This window comes from Methylobacterium crusticola (assembly GCF_003574465.1).
Taxonomy (GTDB): domain Bacteria; phylum Pseudomonadota; class Alphaproteobacteria; order Rhizobiales; family Beijerinckiaceae; genus Methylobacterium; species Methylobacterium crusticola.
In genome coordinates this window covers 42,388-56,536 of record NZ_QOWC01000012.1, presented here as the reverse complement: position 1 = coordinate 56,536, position 14,149 = coordinate 42,388, and the positions used below count along the sequence as shown (strand labels likewise).

Sequence of the window (14,149 nt, the reverse complement as noted above, 5' to 3'; positions counted from 1 at the left end):
GGCTCAGCCGCGGCCGCTCGCCGGATCGACCCGGAGGAGCCGGCCGTCCTCCGAGACCGCGCACCGCAGCCAGTCGCCGTTCGTCAGCCCCTGGCCCGTCAGGGCCATGATGAACCCCCAGTGGCAGACCACCAGGGTGTGGGCCCAGTCGGGCCGGGCCGTCGCGTCGGCGTGGAACAGGGCGGCCCGCGCCGCGAAGGCGTCGTGCGGCTCGTCCTCCGGGGGCCACCACACCTCCTCGACCGCGCCGAAATCGAGGTGCGGCCAGGCCTGGGCCAGGTCCGTCCGGCTGCTGCCGATGTCGCAGCTCGCGCCGCGGCGCTCCCGCACCGCCGGCGTCACGACCACCGGGAGCCCGAGGCGCCGCGCGACGGGCGCGGCGGTCTGGAGGGCCCGGGTGTAGGGCGAGCACAGGATGCGCCGGATGTCCTCGCCCGCCAGCGCCTCGGCGGCGGCCTCGGCCTGCCGGTGGCCGAGCGCGGTGAGCGGCGCGTCCGGGATGCCGGGATCCTGCCCGGTAGCGCCGAAGTGCAGGTTGAACTCGCTCTGTCCGTGCCGCAGGAGTATCATCGCGTGGCGCACTCTCTCTCGGGGATCCTGCCCGGGGCTGCCGGGGCCGCCCGCGAAGACGTGCGTCCCGCGCGGCGCGTTGCAACGCGACCGCGCGCCTCAGCCTCCCGCGGAGCCGGTGCGAGGCCGCGTGCGGGCGGGACGGGACGCCGGGGTCGCACGCTCCCCGGTAGTCGTCGCGCTCGCCCCGTGACATACAGGCGGGCGATGACTGAGAACAGCACCCACCCCTACACCATCGAGATCGCACCGCTCGAGAGGCCCGCCGGGCACTTCCAATGGTCGATCCGCAAGAACGGCAAGCTCATCGAGCGGTCCGATCGACCCCATCTGACCGCCGAGAAGGCCCGCGAGAGCGCGCTCGCGGCGGTGGAGCGCGCCTTCCGGTCCGCCTCGGACACCAGGCGGCGCTGAGCGCCGCCGCCGCGCCGCGGCGCGCGCACGGAGTTTCCGGCCGGGCCAAGCTTGCTATTGGGTCGGAAGGAGCCCATATCGTAAGCATCGAACTTTGGCCGGACCTCCGGGCCGCTCCGCCCCGCTCTCGTTGGGCGCACGCTCAGACTTTCTCTCCAACTTATCGATGAGCCGAGCCTCGATCGTGCTGAACGCCCGGCGAGCTCACGCGCAAACTTGCGACAATACGGGTACGACTATGAGCACTGGCACCGTGAAGTGGTTCAACGGCCAAAAGGGTTTCGGCTTCATCCAGCCGGATGACGGCGGCAAGGACGTCTTCGTCCACATCTCGGCCGTCGAGCGCGCAGGGCTGCAGAGCCTCGCCGAGGGTCAGAAGGTGTCCTACGAGATGGAGACCGACCGCCGCTCGGGCAAGCAGTCGGCCGGCAATCTCCGCTCCGCCTGATCGTCCGTTCCGGGATGCGGGTCTTCAGATCCGCATCCTTCTTTCCAGATCGGGATAGGTTTCCTCAAGGATAACGACACTTGAATTTTGTATTTTCGTCGAACGTTGCTCACGATTCTACCAAGATCGAACATCCCATGTTCCAGGTCGAGAAGATCTGGAAGGAGCATGCGGACACCCGGTCGGATGTCAGCCACCTGATCGACCGGACCTACCGCTACCATTCCGAGCGCGAATTGCGCTGGCACCTCGCGGATCGCTTCGCGAGCCCGGTCCGTTCCGTCGGCCTGAGCCGGGTCTAGAAGCCATGAGCGGATTCAAGGAAGCCCGTCTCGCGGACCGCCTCCAGTCGGCGGGCGAGGCCAGGAAGGCCATGCTGGCGCGCTTCCAGGCGCGGCCGGCGCTCGACGATCCGGCCGTGGCGGCGCGCAACGCCGAGCGGCAGACGCTGAGCGAGGCCCGCACCGCGCGGCTCGCCGAGCGGGCCGAGGCCCGGGCCGCCGAGGCGGCCCGGCTGACGGCCGAGCAGGCCGAGCGGCGCGAGCGCGAGGCCGCCGACCAGGCCCGGGCCGCCGCCGACGCGGTGGACCGGACCTCGAAGCTCCAGGCCGACCAGAAAGCGGCGCGCGACGCGCGCTACGCCGCCCGCAAGGCGCGCCGGCACGGCTGACGCGGCCGCCCTCCCCGCGCGGCCCAGGCGACACGCCGCGCGCACCGACCTTCGCCCGGAGACGACAACGCCCATGGCCCACAAATTCAAGCTTCGCCAACAGGTCCGCATGGTTCGGACCGGGTTCTCCGACAGCCAGGTGAATGCCGGCGAGACCTTCGAGGTCATCCGCCTGCTTCCAGAAGACCAGACCGGCGAGTTGTCTTACCGGATCCGGGCCGGCATGGCCGAGCGGGCGGTCCGCGAGAGCGAGATCATCCTGGCCGGCTGACCGGCGCCCCCGGCACAGCCGCGGGGCCCCGCACCCCGGAGCGCCGGCGCGGGGGCGGCCGGAAGCCCTTCGCCCTTCGCTCAGGCGGGACGGATGATCCGTCCGCCCACGGCAGGTGCCCCCGGCCCTGCCTCCCGGCACGGTGCCTCGTCCGCACGCGGACCCCGGCTTGCCGCGGCGCGCACGCGCTTGGTCGCGGGGTTCCGACCCTCCGGCGCGCGGGGTTGAGCTTGGCGGGGCGGCGCGGATCGCGTACCGGCCCGGGAGGGCGGTGTCCGGCGCGGGCACGCCCCTGCCGTCACCGCGGGGCCGTTCGATGCGAGGTGGAAGCGAGCCGACGACGCGGCGCCCCCGGGCCTGCCCGGCGCGGGGGTCCGGGCAGCCGGGCCGCGCGCCGCGCGGGCGGTGCCGCCGATGAGCGCCCGCACCCTCATGATCCAGGGCACCGGCTCCGACGTCGGCAAGTCACTGATCGTCGCGGGCCTCGCCCGCGCCTTCACCCGGCGGGGCCTGCGGGTGCGCCCGTTCAAGCCGCAGAACATGTCGAACAACGCCGCCGTCACGCCGGGCGGCGGCGAGATCGGCCGGGCGCAGGCGCTCCAGGCCCGGGCCGCCGGCGTGGCGCCGAGCGTCCACATGAACCCGGTGCTGCTCAAGCCCCAGAGCGAGACCGGTGCGCAGGTGGTGGTGCAGGGCCGCATGGCCGGCACAGCCCGGGCGCGGGAGTACCAGGCCTGGAAGCCGCGCCTCCTCGGCGCGGTGGTCGAGAGCTTCTCGCTCCTGTCCGCGCAGGCCGACCTCGTGCTGGTGGAGGGGGCGGGATCGGCCTCGGAGGTGAACCTGCGCCGGGGCGACATCGCCAACATGGGCTTTGCCCGCGCCACCGGGACGCCCGTGGTGGTGCTCGGCGACATCGACCGCGGCGGCGTGATCGCGAGCCTCGTCGGCACCAGGGCGGTGCTCGACCCGGAGGACGCGGCCCTGGTGCGGGGGTTCCTGGTCAACCGCTTCCGCGGCGACCCGGCGCTCTTTGCCGACGGCATGGACCTCATCGCGGCCCGGACCGGCTGGCCGGCGCTCGGCCTGATCCCGCACTTCCCCGAGGCCGCGCGGCTGCCGGCCGAGGACGTGCTGGGCCTCGCGGGCGCCGAGAGGCCCGGCGGCCGCGTGGTCGCGGTGCCGGTCCTGCCCCGCATCGCCAATTTCGACGACCTCGACCCGCTGCGCGCCGAGCCCGGCGTCAGCGTGGTGCTGGTCGAGCCCGGCCGGCCGCTGCCGGCCGCGGCCGACCTCGTGCTCCTGCCCGGCTCGAAGACGACGATCCCCGACCTCGCGTTCCTGCGCGCGCAGGGCTGGGACATCGACATCGCGGCCCACCGGCGCCGGGGCGGCCGGGTGCTCGGCCTGTGCGGCGGCTACCAGATGCTCGGCACCCGCATCGCCGACCCGCACGGCATCGAGGGGGCCGCCTGCGAGGTGCCGGGGCTCGGCCTCCTCGACGTCGCGACCACCATGACGCCCGAGAAGCGCCTGGCCGCCGTCGCGGGCGTGAGCCTGCCCGAGGGGACGCCCTTCTCCGGCTACGAGATGCATATCGGCGACACGGCCGGGCCGGACGCCGCCCGGCCGCTCCTGCGCCTCGCCGACGGCCGCCCCGACGGAGCGGTCTCGGCGGACGGCCGGGTCTGCGGCACCTACGTGCACGGCCTGTTCGCGGACGACCGGCAGCGCGCCCTCTGGCTCGGCCGGCTCGGCGCGGCGCCCGGGATCGAGGCCTACGAGGCCGGCATCGACGCCGTCCTCGACGGCCTCGCCGCCCACCTCGAGCGGCACGTGGATTGCGACCGGCTGCTCGCCCTCGCGGCCGCGGCGGGCTGAGCCGCGAGGCTCCGCCGGCCGGCGCCCGCCGCCCGCGGGTGCGGCCGGGCGCGGGCGAACGATCCCGGCGCCGCCGGGTTGTCCGGCATGGCATCACACCGTCCGCCCGCGCGGTCCCGCGGTCCCTCCCCGGGCATGGGGCTCGCCCTCGCGGGCGCGGCCGCGCTCGGGGCCTCGGCCCTCGTCAACCACCGCAACGCCGCCGAGGCCGAGCGCGCGACGCCGCCGGTCGGGCGCTTCGTCGAGGTCGGCGGCACCCGGCTGCACATCCTGGAGCGCGGCCGCGGGCCGGTCCTGGTCCTGCTCCACGGCAACGGCAGCCTGATCCAGGACTGGCTCGTGAGCGGCCTCGTCGAGCGGGCGGCCGCGCGCTTCCGGGTGCTCGCCTTCGACCGGCCGGGCTTCGGCTACAGCGACCGCCCCCGCAGCCGGATCTGGACGCCGGACATGCAGGCGGGGCTGATCCGCGGCGCCCTGCACCTCCTCGGTGTCGACGCCGCGACGGTGCTCGGCCATTCCTGGGGCAGCCAGGTCGCCCTCGCGCTGGCGCTGCAGGATCCCGGGCGCGTGCGCGCCCTGGTGCTCGCATCCGGCTACTACTTCCCGTCGCCCCGCCTCGACAGCGTGATGTTCGCCGGGCAGGCCGTGCCGGGCCTTGGCGACGCGATCAGCCACACCGTGGCACCCGTTCTGACGCGGCTGCTCTGGCCCTGCATCCTGGCGCGGCTGTTCGGCCCGAGCCCGGTGCCCGAGCGCTTCGCCGCCTTCCCGTCCGCCCTGGTGATGCGGCCCTCCCAGCTCCGGTCGGCGGCGGCCGAGTCCGTCCTGCTGGTGCCGGACGCCCTCGCGCTCCGCCCGCGCTATCCGGAGGTGCGCCCCCCGGTGACGATCCTGTCGGGCACCGGCGACCGCATGGTGGACCACGCCGGCCAGTCGGTCCGGCTCCGGGACACCATCCCGGGCAGCCGACTCGTCGCCGTCGCGGGCGCCGGCCACATGCTGCACCACAGCGCGCTGGACGCGGTCATGGCGGCGCTCGACGCCGCCCGGGCGGGCGCCGCGTAGAGCGCGGGAGCCGCGGGCGGCCGCGGCCGCCTCGGGCCCGGCTCATTCGGCGGCCCGCGCGAGCGCGGGCGCGCCGCCCGGCCCGAGCCTCGCCTCGTAGAGCCGCAGCAGGTCGGCGCCCTGCTCGGCGGCCGTGCGGATCGGGCGGGTGGAGGCCGGCCGCTCCCGGTAGCGGGCCGGATCGCGGTCGATCGCCTGGAGCGCCGCGCGCAGGCCGTCCGGGTTCGCGACGTCCACCACGAAGCCGTCGACGCCCGGCTCGATGTCCTCCCCGATGGCGCCCCGGTCGCTCGCCACCACCCACAGGCCGAGCGCCCTGGCCTCGCGGGCGACGAGCCCGAAGCTCTCCGGCCACAGGGAGGGCACGAGCAGCACGTCGAGATCCGCGTACAGGGAGGCGACCTCGCCCTGCGGCACCGGCCCGACGATGCGCACCGGGGTGGTGCCCCAGGTCTCCGCGTGGGCGTAGCCGCGCTCGACCGCGAGGTCGACGAGGGTGAAGCTCAGGTTCTCGAACGAGGTCGTGCGCAGCACCGCTTCGATCAGCGGCGCGCCCTTGTGGGCCTCGCGGCCGCCGACGTGGCCGAGCCGGACGCGGTGCGTCGCGGCGGGCCGGCGCGGCACCGGCGCCAGCGCCGGCAGGCCGTTCGGCACCGCCCGCGTGGCCGGGAAGCCGGCCTCGCGGTAGACCTGCGCGAAGGTCTCGGACACCGCCAGCAGGGCCTCGGCGCCCCGCAGCGCCTGGCCGAGCCGGCGGCGGCGCACGATGGCGGTGGCCTGCCCGCGGACCGGGTCGGGCTCGCTCGCCAGCCAGTCGGTGCCGGGACGGACCGGCCGGCCGCTGCGGTCGATCAGGAACTGGTGGTCGGAGATCCACCAGCCGTCGTGAAGGGTGACGAAGTACGGGATCCGGCGCGCCCTGGCGGCCTCGACGGTCGAGGCGGTGAGGCGCTGCACGCAGTGGAAATGGATCAGGTCCGGGCGGAGCCGGTCGAGGAGGGTGCCGAAGATCTCGCCGATCTCCGGGTTGAACGGGCGCCAGTCCATGTCGCGCTCCATCGGGGTCGCGATCCGCAGGACCGGCACGTCCCCATAGGCGTCGACGCGGACGCGGCCCACGGGCTGCGCGCCGTCGTCGCTCGCCACCACTGCGACGTCGTAGCGCCCGCCCGCCAGGGCGATCAGGGTGTCGAGGTTGTCGCGCACCACCCGCGTCGCGCCGCCGATGGTCTGGGGCGGGAAGAACACGTTGACGATGAGGAGGCGCGGCTTGCCCGGGCGACGGGCGGCCGGGAGGCCGGGCGACGCCTCGCGCCCGGACGCGCGGGCCGCCGGCGGCAGGACCCCCGGCGCCAGGACTCCCGGCGGCGCATCCGCCGGCGCCAGCCCATCCGGCGGCGGCAGGAAGGCCGCCAGGGTCGCGGCGGCGGCGTCGAGCGTGTAGGCGGCCAGCGCCTTGCGCCGCGCCGCCGCCCCGATGCGCCGGCGCAGGGCCGGATCGGCGACGAGGCGCTCGAGCGCGCCGGCCCACTCCTCCGGCGTGTCCGCCAGGAGGACGTCCTCGCCGTCGGCGAGGATCTCCCGGTAGGTGCGGGTGCGGCTCACCACCGAGGGCACGCCGCAGGTCGCGGCCTCGAGCCACTTGATCTCGCTCTTGGCGTCCGCGACCGGCCCCGGCAGCAGCACCGCGAGGTTGATGTCGACGCCCGACAGGATCTCCCAGTACTCCCCGACATCCGCCGTGAAGCCGAGGCGCCGGATCCGGTCCTCGAACGGCGCGAAGGCCGGGCCGAGCGTGAGGTGCCCGGCGATGACGAGCCGGGCCGCGGGGTGGCGCCGCAGGGTGGCGACGAGGGCCGGCCCGGCGAGCTCGGAGAAGTCCTGGTTGTGGGCCTTCGTGCCCGAGCCGTAGAAGATCGTGACCGGACCCTCCGGCGCCCCGGCCTCCGGCAGCGGACGGGCGAGGAAGCGGTCGTTGCGCTGGTCGAGGGCGTTGCGGACGACGTGGCAGACCTCGCGCCGCACCAGCGGCCCCACGGCCTCCGCCAGGGCCGGCGTCGAGGCCATTCCCTCGTCGCAGAGCGACATGGCGAACCGGAACAGCGGCACGCCGAACTCGAGGCCGACATACTCGTCGCGCGAGATCTGGCCCTCGAAGCTCGCGAACGGGTCGGGGTAGGCCGAGGGATCGAAGATCAGGTCGTCGATGTCGTAGAAGGTGGGCAGGCCGAGCGCCCGCGCCGCCAGGATGGCGGCCGCGATGTCGGGGAAGGCCGGCACCCGGTAGAAGATCGCCGCGCCCGCGCCCGGCAGCGCCTGGCGGAACCCCTCGACCTCGCCCTGCCCGAACACCCGCACGGACCAGCCGCCGTGCTCCAGCTGCCGGCGGCGCTGCTCGACCCGGTAATGCACGCATTGCGGCAGGTCGACGTTGGCGAGCATCACCAAGGTGGAGCGGTCCGCCGGGGGCAGCGGCGCCGGCAGCGGCTCGGCGAGGGGCCAGTCCTCCACGAAGGACCGGAGGGCGCCGGCCATGATCGCGTCGGCCTGCGCGCGCTCGCCGACCCGGTAGGCCGCCCGGGCGGCCTCGCAGCGCGCCTCGAAGGCGCGCCGCAGGATGCCGGCGGCCGCCGCGCGCCACTGGGCACTGCGCACGAAGAGCGGGCTCGAGGCCCTGACCTGCGCGAGGGCGCCCGCGAGGTCCCCGGCCTCGAACAGGCCGTCGGCCGCGTGGATGTGGCTCCACACCCCGGCCTCGGGCAGCGCCGCGGCGGCCCGGAAGTCGGCCGTGGCGGCGGCCTCGCCGAGCGCCCTCAGGGCATCGCCGCGGCCGTGCAGGCGCGCGGCGGTCGCTCCCCCGAGGCGCAGGGCCTCGTCGAAGGCCTCCCGGGCGAGCCTGAAATGGCTCTGGTGCAGCATCCGGAGGGCGAGGGCCGCGTAGAGGTCGGCGACGCCCGGGCCGGCGACACCCGCCCGGATGCCGGCCGCGAACCCGATGTCGCGCCAATGCTCCAGGGCGTGGATCCGCCCCGGCTTGTCGAGGTGCAGCGCCTTCGGGACGGCCCGCCGGTAGGCGTCGGCATCGAAGCAGGCGGGAAACGCCCGGGCGCCGATGGCCTCGAACACCGCCGCGGCCTCGTTGGGCGCCCGCCCGCGGCGGCATCCGGCGGCGAGCCAGTCGCGGTAGAGGTCGGCGTCGCAGAGGTCCGGGTCGACCGGGTAGGTGGCGCGGTAGAAGGCGGGATCGAACGCCAGGTCGCCGCCCAGCGGCGCGAGGCGGTCGATCCCGGATTCCACGAACAGCCGGATGCCGGCGGCGGTGCTGGCGGGAGGCGTCCCGATCCAGTCGGCGTTGAGCTGGTGGAATTGCGCGAGGTTGAACCGCGTCAGCCAGGGGCCGCGGTCGAGGCCGTGGGCGCGCAGGAAGCGCTCGAAGGCGTCCTCGGGCGCTGCCGGCAGGGCGTCCGGGTCCGCCAGCCGCGCCTCGGCGTTCAGGAGGTCGCGGAACGCGGCCGAGAGGTCGTCCGTCCCGGCCCGGTAGGCCCGGCGCTCGGCGCGGCCGTGCTTCAGGTAGTGGGCGCTGATCTCCCAGTCCTCGACCAGGATCGCGGAGAGCTCCGGGTGCAGCCAGCGGTAGGTCGCGGGAGCGAAATCGTCCGGCAGGGGTCCGAACGTGGCGGTGAGGTCCGCCATGTAGGCGGCCGGGTTCGGAAACCGGCCCTCCTGCCGCCCGTGGCGCTCGTAATGCGTGAACCAGGCGCCCGGCCCGGCCAGGTCGCGCACGTCGGGGTAGAGGCGCGCGTAGAAGTCGGGATCGAAATCCGGCGGGATTGCCCGCGCGGCCGGCGGCCTCCTGCGAAAGGTCTGGCGGACGCGTTTGGGGAGGGTCGAGAAGAGCTTCCGAGCTTGCCGCACGCCGTCGATCCCCGCCAGTCGGTGGGGCCTGCATGAGCCTTGCATTTCTGTCAATCTGATGTCGGCCGCCCGCGCGGCCCCGCCCCCGGCGGTTCGGTTGCGCCCCGCCCCGGGGGCACCGTCAGGCGGTCAGCCGGAACCCCGTGCCGGCGAGGGCGGGCGCGTCCGCATCGCGCAGGCCGGCCAGGCGCTCGGCCGCCTCGCGCTCGGCGTCCAGGATGGCCTGGGCGATGCGGCTCGCGAGGTCGCGGCCCGCGGCCTCGAGGGCGGCCTCGTCGGCGCCGTGGGCCGCCGCCGCCAGGGCAGCGCCCTCGTGCGCGACGATCGCGCGGGCGGTGCGGATCGCGTCCGCGACGGCTTCGTGGGGGCGTGGCATCACGAGCCCTCCTCAAGGCTCCCTCGGGGGCACCGGCCGGCGCAGGGGCAACGCTGCGGCACGCGGGGCCGCCTGTGGGGCTGGTAACGGCGCGGTGCCCGAACTGTTCCCGGTCCGATCTCCCGCGGCGCCGTCGTGGTTACGGATTCCCGAGGGCGGCCCGGGTGGCGGCGTCGCTGCCGATGTCGTCGGGACCGGTCATGCCCAGGACGTCGATGAGGCGTCCCCGCGCCCGGCTGACCCGGCTCTTGATGGTGCCGACCGCCACGCCGCAGATCTCGGCCGCCTCCTCGTAGGTGAAGTTCTGGGCGCCCACGAGCACCAGGGCCTCGCGCTGGCTCGGCGGCAGGGTGCTCAGGGCCCGCTGGAAGGCCGACAGCTCCACCCGGGCCTCCTGGTCCGGCAGGGCGGTCAGGCGCCCGGCCATGACGCCGTCGGCGTCCTCGACCTCGCGCCGGCGCTTGCGCTGCTCGGAGTAGAACAGGTTGCGCAGGATCGTGAACAGCCAGGCGTACAGGTTGGTGCCGCGCGCGAAGCTGTCGGACTTCGTCCAGGCCCGCACCAGCGTCTCCTGCACGAGGTCGTCGCTGCGGTCGATGTCGCGGGTGAGCGAGAACGCGAAGGCGCGCAGCGCCGGGATCGCGGCGAGAAGGAGGTCCCGCATCTCGGGATCGACGGGGCTCATCGGGGATCCTCCTGGTCGGGCGGGCCGCGCCGCGCCGCGCCCGAAGCGGGCTCGGCGGCCTCGAGGGCGGCGAGGAGCGCGGCGAAGCGGTCGGGAATCGGCGCCGCCATCAGGCCGGCGTAGTGCGCCCGCAGGGCGACGCCGATGCGCTGGCGGGTCCTCGGGTCGATGCCGGGGTCGGGACCGGACGCGCCGCCTCCGGGCCGGTTGCCGGCCCTGCCGCGCGCCCGTCCGGAACCGCCGGGGGCGCCTGTCTGGTCGTCGTGCATGCCACTCGCCTCGAGCGGCCGGAGGCCCCGGGCCCGACATCCGCACGTGTCGGGCCGCGGCGCGCCCGTCGGCCGCACCTGCTTCGATGCGTGCCGAAATAAAGCCATCGATTTTAATGCCGTCTGAAAAACGTATTCAGCCAATCTTAATGCAGCACCAGATCGTGTCGGACACCTTGACAGTAGAACCGGGGTAGCTTGGCCGTCCGGACCGGCGATATCTTGGCGCCCGCGCAAGCGCCCCGGACGGGCCGGCGGGGGTGTGACATTGCGCGCGGTGTCGGTTGCGGCGCAGTGTGGCCCGTCCGCGCTTGCCCGCCGGTCAGCGGCACCTACCCTAGGGCTCTCAGGCTCTCACGGGGATCGTCCCTTGGATTCGAAGTCTCTTCGCGTGCCGGCTGCCCTGGCGGCCCTCCTCACGATCTCCTCGGTCACGCCGGTCCTCGCCCAGCGGGACGACCCGGGCCTGCAGATGAACTGCGCGAGCGACTACTTCAAACTCTGCGCCGGCGCCGACCCGGACAGCCCGGAGGTCGAGCGCTGCTTCGCGCGCAACCGCGCCCGGCTCTCGGCCCAGTGCCGCGCCGCGATCAGCGCCTACGACCGCAACTCCGGACGGGGGGACCGCGAGCCCGAGTAGCGGGCCGTCACAGGCTCCGGTCGAGGCGCAGGATGCGGCACGGGTCGCCCGCGCGGGCGGCCGGGGCGTGGGGCGCGCGGATCAGCAGCGCCTCGGCGTGGGCCAGGACGGAGAGCATGGAGGAATCCTGGCGCGCGGCCGGGTGGGCCACCGGCAGCCGGTCGGGCGCGGTGTCGAGGCGCGCCCGCATGTAGTCCTGGCGCCCGTCGTTGGCCGGCAGGTCGCACCCGAGCCGGGCGGGCTCGGTGCGGTCGGCCCCCGCCAGGGGGTCGCCGAGGAGCGCCCGGATCAGCGGCCGCACGAAGACGAGGCCGCAGACCACCGACGAGACCGGGTTGCCGGGCAGGCCCAGCACCGCCATCGGGCCGAGGCGGCCGTGCATCAGCGGCTTGCCCGGCCGCAGCGCGACCCGCCAGAAGCCGAGTTCGAGCCCCTGGCGGGCGAGGGCCGACTGGACGAGGTCGTGATCGCCCACCGAGGCGCCCCCGAGGGTGATCAGGAGGTCGGCGCGGGCGTCCCGGGCCCGGCCGATGGCGGCCTCGAGGTCGGCGAAGCGGTCGCCCGCGATGCCGAGGTCGATCGCCTCGGCGCCGGCCTCGACCGCCATGGCGGCGAGGGCGAGCCCGTTCGAGGCCACGATCTGGTCCCAGGCGGCCGGCTCGCCGGGCCGCACCAGCTCGTCCCCCGTCGCGAGCACGGCGACCCGCGGGCGGCGCCGGACGCGCAGGTCGGGATGCCCGCCGGCGGCGGCGAGCGCCACGCGCCAGCCGTCGAGGCGCTCGCCGGCGCGCAGGAGGAGGTCGCCCTCGCGAAAGTCGAGCCCGCTCGCCCGGACGTGGCGGCCGGGCGGGTTGCCCTCGCGCACCCGGACGGCGTCGGCCTCGGTGTCGGCGTCCTCCTGGATCACCACGGTGTCGGCCCCCTCGGGCATCGGCGCCCCGGTGAAGATCCGCACCGCCTCGCCCGGCCCGACCGGCCCGCGCAGGCCGTGCCCGGCCGCGCTGGTGCCGATCACCCGCAGGCGGGCCGGCACCCGGGCGACGTCGTCGGCCCGGACCGCGTACCCGTCCATCGCCGAGGTGGTGAAGGGGGGCTGCGTGCGCAGGGCCGCCACGTCGGCCGCGAGGGTCCGGCCCGCGGCCTCCCCGATGGCGACGGTCTCGGCCTCGACCGGCGCGGCGTCCGCCAGGATGCGGGCGAGCGCCTCGGCGACCGGCAGGAGCGGGCTCACCGGGCCGCTCCCTCGGGGGAGGCCTCGTACAGGCCGGAGCGCCCGCCGCTCTTGCGCAGGAGCCGGATGCCCTCCACCCGCATGCCGCGGTCGACGGCCTTGACCATGTCGTAGACGGTCAGGCAGGCCACCGAGACGGCGGTCAGCGCCTCCATCTCGACGCCGGTGGAGCCCTGGACGCGCACCTCCGCGGTGACGCGGATGCCCGGGAGCGCCTCGTCCGGCTCGCACGCGACCCGGACCTTGGTCAGGAGCAGCGGGTGGCAGAGCGGGATCAGCTCGTGGGTGCGCTTGGCCGCCATGATGCCGGCGAGGCGCGCCGTGCCGAGCACGTCGCCCTTGCGGGCGTCGCCCTCGCGGATCAGCCGCAGGGTCTCGGGCCGCATCACCACCTGCCCCTCGGCCCGGGCGGTCCGGTCCGTCGCCGCCTTGTCGGTGACGTCGACCATGTTGGCGGCGCCGGCGGCGTCGAGGTGGGTCAGGGTCGGCATGCCGGGCTCCGGGCGGTCGGGCGGTCGCCCGTGCGCTTAGCACGGGGCGCGCGCCGGAGACCACCGCCCGATCCGCCCCCCGGGAGCGGCCCGCACGGGCGGTGCGGCTGGCTCGAGGACCGGTTCGGCCTGTCCTGGCGGGTCGTCGCGGCGTCGCCCGCCCCGACGGCAGACCCGGCCCGGGCGCCCCGCGTGATGGGCGCGCCGATGCGGACGACGAGGCTCGCCATCGCGGCCCTGCGGCGGGCCGGCGCCGGGTAGCGCCCCCGGGCTACTCCTTGTGGGCGAACAGGTAGGTGCCGCTCGCGAGCTCCAGGTTCTTCTCGTCGCTGAGCTGGCGGACGTAGGGCTGGTCGAGGAGCGTCAGGGGGTCGACCGCGAAGTCGGACAGCCGCCGGGACAGGAAGCGCTTGCGCGCCTCCGGCGGCAGGCCGGCCGCCCAGCTCTGGACCATCCAGGTCAGGCTCCAGATCGGCAGGAGCGAGGCCGGCACGTACTGGTGGTCGACCGCGAGATGGCGCTCGAACAGGTTGCGCAGCCCCTCCCCGGTCATGTTGTAGTAGTGGTGCGGGTAGCCGTGGAGCGGCTGCAGGAACGGCACCGCGCAGACGAGGCGCCCCCCGGGCTTGAGCACGCGGGCGATCTCCCGGGCGCACGCGAAGGGATCGCGGACGTGCTCGAGCACGGCGATCGAGATCACCGCGTCGAAGCTGGCGTCCCGGAACGGCAGCACCTCGCCGATGCCGAGCACGTCGGTGGTGTCGTAGTCGACGATCTCGAGGTTGACGACGTTGGCGTAGTAGCGCTCGCGCCGGCCGGCGCCGCAATCGAGGACGAGGCCGTCCGGGTAGGCGGCGATCAGCTCCTCGGCGTGGCCGTCGTAGGCGTTCTGCGAGACGTTGGCGGTCTCGTCCGCCCCGGCGAGCTCCCGCAGCGCGTCGCTGAGGTAGTCGTATTTCGGGCCGATGCGCCTGTGGGGCAGGTCGTCGCGCATGTGGGGGGCGAGGCGGTCGAGCTTGGCCGCCATCATGGCCTCGAGCCCCTCGGGGCGCCGCCGCTGCCGGCGGCCCTGGCGCTGGCCGTGCCGGTCGAAATGCGCCCGCCCGCTGGCCAGCCGCCCGGTGCGCACCGCGAGGTGCACGTCGGGGTTGGCCGCCAGGTAGGCGGCCTCCGAGAAGGTGGCCGCCGTCGCCGGCTCGACCAGATCGAGGAAGGGGACCATCGGT

The 14,149-nt window shown here is 75.3% G+C and carries 16 protein-coding genes; 8 read left to right on the top strand and 8 right to left on the bottom strand.

The genetic code is table 11. The annotated features are described in order from the left end of the window. Positions 1 to 3: 3 nt before the first annotated feature. Positions 4 to 582 carry a histidine phosphatase family protein gene (locus DT057_RS10260; RefSeq protein ID WP_244937370.1) on the bottom strand — a complete coding sequence of 193 codons (579 nt, stop codon included), beginning with the start codon at positions 580 to 582 and terminating at the stop codon, positions 4 to 6. A 195-nt stretch (positions 583 to 777) separates the two neighbouring features. Between DT057_RS10260 and DT057_RS10255 the strand changes: the two genes are divergently transcribed. The 7 genes from DT057_RS10255 (at position 778) to DT057_RS10230 (ending at position 5,316) form a co-directional block, all read left to right on the top strand. After that, positions 778 to 984: a hypothetical protein gene (locus tag DT057_RS10255; protein WP_128561993.1), complete on the top strand. Its 207-nt coding sequence runs from the start codon at positions 778 to 780 to the stop codon at positions 982 to 984. 238 nt (positions 985 to 1,222) lie between these two features. After that, complete coding sequence (locus DT057_RS10250; RefSeq protein ID WP_128561992.1) at positions 1,223 to 1,432, top strand: cold-shock protein; 210 nt, start codon at positions 1,223 to 1,225, stop codon at positions 1,430 to 1,432. 137 nt (positions 1,433 to 1,569) lie between these two features. Continuing rightward, complete coding sequence (locus DT057_RS36105) at positions 1,570 to 1,734, top strand: hypothetical protein (protein ID WP_203236242.1); 165 nt, start codon at positions 1,570 to 1,572, stop codon at positions 1,732 to 1,734. Between the two features lie 5 nt (positions 1,735 to 1,739). After that, positions 1,740 to 2,102: a DUF6481 family protein gene (locus tag DT057_RS10245; protein WP_203236241.1), complete on the top strand. Its 363-nt coding sequence runs from the start codon at positions 1,740 to 1,742 to the stop codon at positions 2,100 to 2,102. Positions 2,103 to 2,175: 73 nt separating this feature from the next. Continuing rightward, positions 2,176 to 2,373 (top strand): hypothetical protein, encoded by a 198-nt coding sequence (locus tag DT057_RS10240; RefSeq protein WP_128561991.1) that lies wholly within the window; start codon positions 2,176 to 2,178, stop codon positions 2,371 to 2,373. Positions 2,374 to 2,787: 414 nt separating this feature from the next. Then, the gene (locus tag DT057_RS10235) at positions 2,788 to 4,251 is read left to right on the top strand and encodes a cobyric acid synthase (protein WP_238312662.1); all 1,464 of its coding nucleotides are present in this window, start codon (positions 2,788 to 2,790) and stop codon (positions 4,249 to 4,251) included. An 87-nt stretch (positions 4,252 to 4,338) separates the two neighbouring features. Beyond that, a complete protein-coding gene (locus DT057_RS10230; RefSeq protein WP_238312664.1) occupies positions 4,339 to 5,316 on the top strand; it encodes an alpha/beta fold hydrolase in 978 nt (325 codons plus the stop codon). Positions 5,317 to 5,358: 42 nt separating this feature from the next. Here DT057_RS10230 and DT057_RS10225 read toward each other — a convergent pair whose 3' ends face one another. The 4 genes from DT057_RS10225 to DT057_RS35455 form a co-directional block, all read right to left on the bottom strand. Beyond that, entirely contained in the window at positions 5,359 to 9,231 is a 3,873-nt protein-coding gene (locus DT057_RS10225) for a glycosyltransferase (protein ID WP_238312666.1), read from the bottom strand. Positions 9,232 to 9,352: 121 nt separating this feature from the next. Then, positions 9,353 to 9,607 carry a hypothetical protein gene (locus tag DT057_RS10220; protein ID WP_128561989.1) on the bottom strand — a complete coding sequence of 85 codons (255 nt, stop codon included), beginning with the start codon at positions 9,605 to 9,607 and terminating at the stop codon, positions 9,353 to 9,355. A gap of 139 nt (positions 9,608 to 9,746) precedes the next feature. After that, positions 9,747 to 10,292 carry a sigma-70 family RNA polymerase sigma factor gene (locus DT057_RS10215; protein ID WP_128561988.1) on the bottom strand — a complete coding sequence of 182 codons (546 nt, stop codon included), beginning with the start codon at positions 10,290 to 10,292 and terminating at the stop codon, positions 9,747 to 9,749. Beyond that, a complete protein-coding gene (locus tag DT057_RS35455) occupies positions 10,289 to 10,561 on the bottom strand; it encodes a NepR family anti-sigma factor (RefSeq protein ID WP_162501369.1) in 273 nt (90 codons plus the stop codon). Before DT057_RS35455 ends, DT057_RS10215 begins: the two co-directional genes overlap by 4 nt. A 370-nt stretch (positions 10,562 to 10,931) precedes the next feature. On the opposite strand from DT057_RS35455, the gene DT057_RS10205 reads away from it, so the two are divergent. Further along, positions 10,932 to 11,201, top strand: coding sequence for a hypothetical protein (locus DT057_RS10205; RefSeq protein ID WP_128561986.1), 270 nt, complete (start codon positions 10,932 to 10,934; stop codon positions 11,199 to 11,201). 7 nt (positions 11,202 to 11,208) lie between these two features. Here the strand turns inward: DT057_RS10205 and DT057_RS10200 are convergent, their stop codons facing one another. The 3 genes from DT057_RS10200 to DT057_RS10190 form a co-directional block, all read right to left on the bottom strand. After that, the gene (locus tag DT057_RS10200; RefSeq protein WP_128561985.1) at positions 11,209 to 12,432 is read right to left on the bottom strand and encodes a molybdopterin molybdotransferase MoeA; all 1,224 of its coding nucleotides are present in this window, start codon (positions 12,430 to 12,432) and stop codon (positions 11,209 to 11,211) included. Next, positions 12,429 to 12,923: a cyclic pyranopterin monophosphate synthase MoaC gene (gene moaC, locus DT057_RS10195; protein WP_128561984.1), complete on the bottom strand. Its 495-nt coding sequence runs from the start codon at positions 12,921 to 12,923 to the stop codon at positions 12,429 to 12,431. Before moaC ends, DT057_RS10200 begins: the two co-directional genes overlap by 4 nt. A 271-nt stretch (positions 12,924 to 13,194) precedes the next feature. Beyond that, positions 13,195 to 14,145 carry a class I SAM-dependent methyltransferase gene (locus DT057_RS10190; RefSeq protein ID WP_128561983.1) on the bottom strand — a complete coding sequence of 317 codons (951 nt, stop codon included), beginning with the start codon at positions 14,143 to 14,145 and terminating at the stop codon, positions 13,195 to 13,197. Positions 14,146 to 14,149: the final 4 nt, after the last annotated feature.

What these genes read in the sequence shown, in the direction of transcription:
- DT057_RS10255 (WP_128561993.1), top strand. Translation starts at nt 778, where the DNA reads ATGACTGAGAACAGCACCCACCCCTACACCATCGAGATCGCACCGCTC.
- DT057_RS10250 (WP_128561992.1), top strand. Translation starts at nt 1,223, where the DNA reads ATGAGCACTGGCACCGTGAAGTGGTTCAACGGCCAAAAGGGTTTCGGC.
- DT057_RS36105 (WP_203236242.1), top strand. Translation starts at nt 1,570, where the DNA reads ATGTTCCAGGTCGAGAAGATCTGGAAGGAGCATGCGGACACCCGGTCG.
- DT057_RS10245 (WP_203236241.1), top strand. Translation starts at nt 1,740, where the DNA reads ATGAGCGGATTCAAGGAAGCCCGTCTCGCGGACCGCCTCCAGTCGGCG.
- DT057_RS10240 (WP_128561991.1), top strand. Translation starts at nt 2,176, where the DNA reads ATGGCCCACAAATTCAAGCTTCGCCAACAGGTCCGCATGGTTCGGACC.
- DT057_RS10235 (WP_238312662.1), top strand. Translation starts at nt 2,788, where the DNA reads ATGAGCGCCCGCACCCTCATGATCCAGGGCACCGGCTCCGACGTCGGC.
- DT057_RS10230 (WP_238312664.1), top strand. Translation starts at nt 4,339, where the DNA reads ATGGCATCACACCGTCCGCCCGCGCGGTCCCGCGGTCCCTCCCCGGGC.
- DT057_RS10220 (WP_128561989.1), bottom strand. Translation starts at nt 9,607, where the DNA reads ATGCCACGCCCCCACGAAGCCGTCGCGGACGCGATCCGCACCGCCCGC.
- DT057_RS10215 (WP_128561988.1), bottom strand. Translation starts at nt 10,292, where the DNA reads ATGAGCCCCGTCGATCCCGAGATGCGGGACCTCCTTCTCGCCGCGATC.
- DT057_RS35455 (WP_162501369.1), bottom strand. Translation starts at nt 10,561, where the DNA reads ATGCACGACGACCAGACAGGCGCCCCCGGCGGTTCCGGACGGGCGCGC.
- moaC (WP_128561984.1), bottom strand. Translation starts at nt 12,923, where the DNA reads ATGCCGACCCTGACCCACCTCGACGCCGCCGGCGCCGCCAACATGGTC.
- DT057_RS10190 (WP_128561983.1), bottom strand. Translation starts at nt 14,145, where the DNA reads ATGGTCCCCTTCCTCGATCTGGTCGAGCCGGCGACGGCGGCCACCTTC.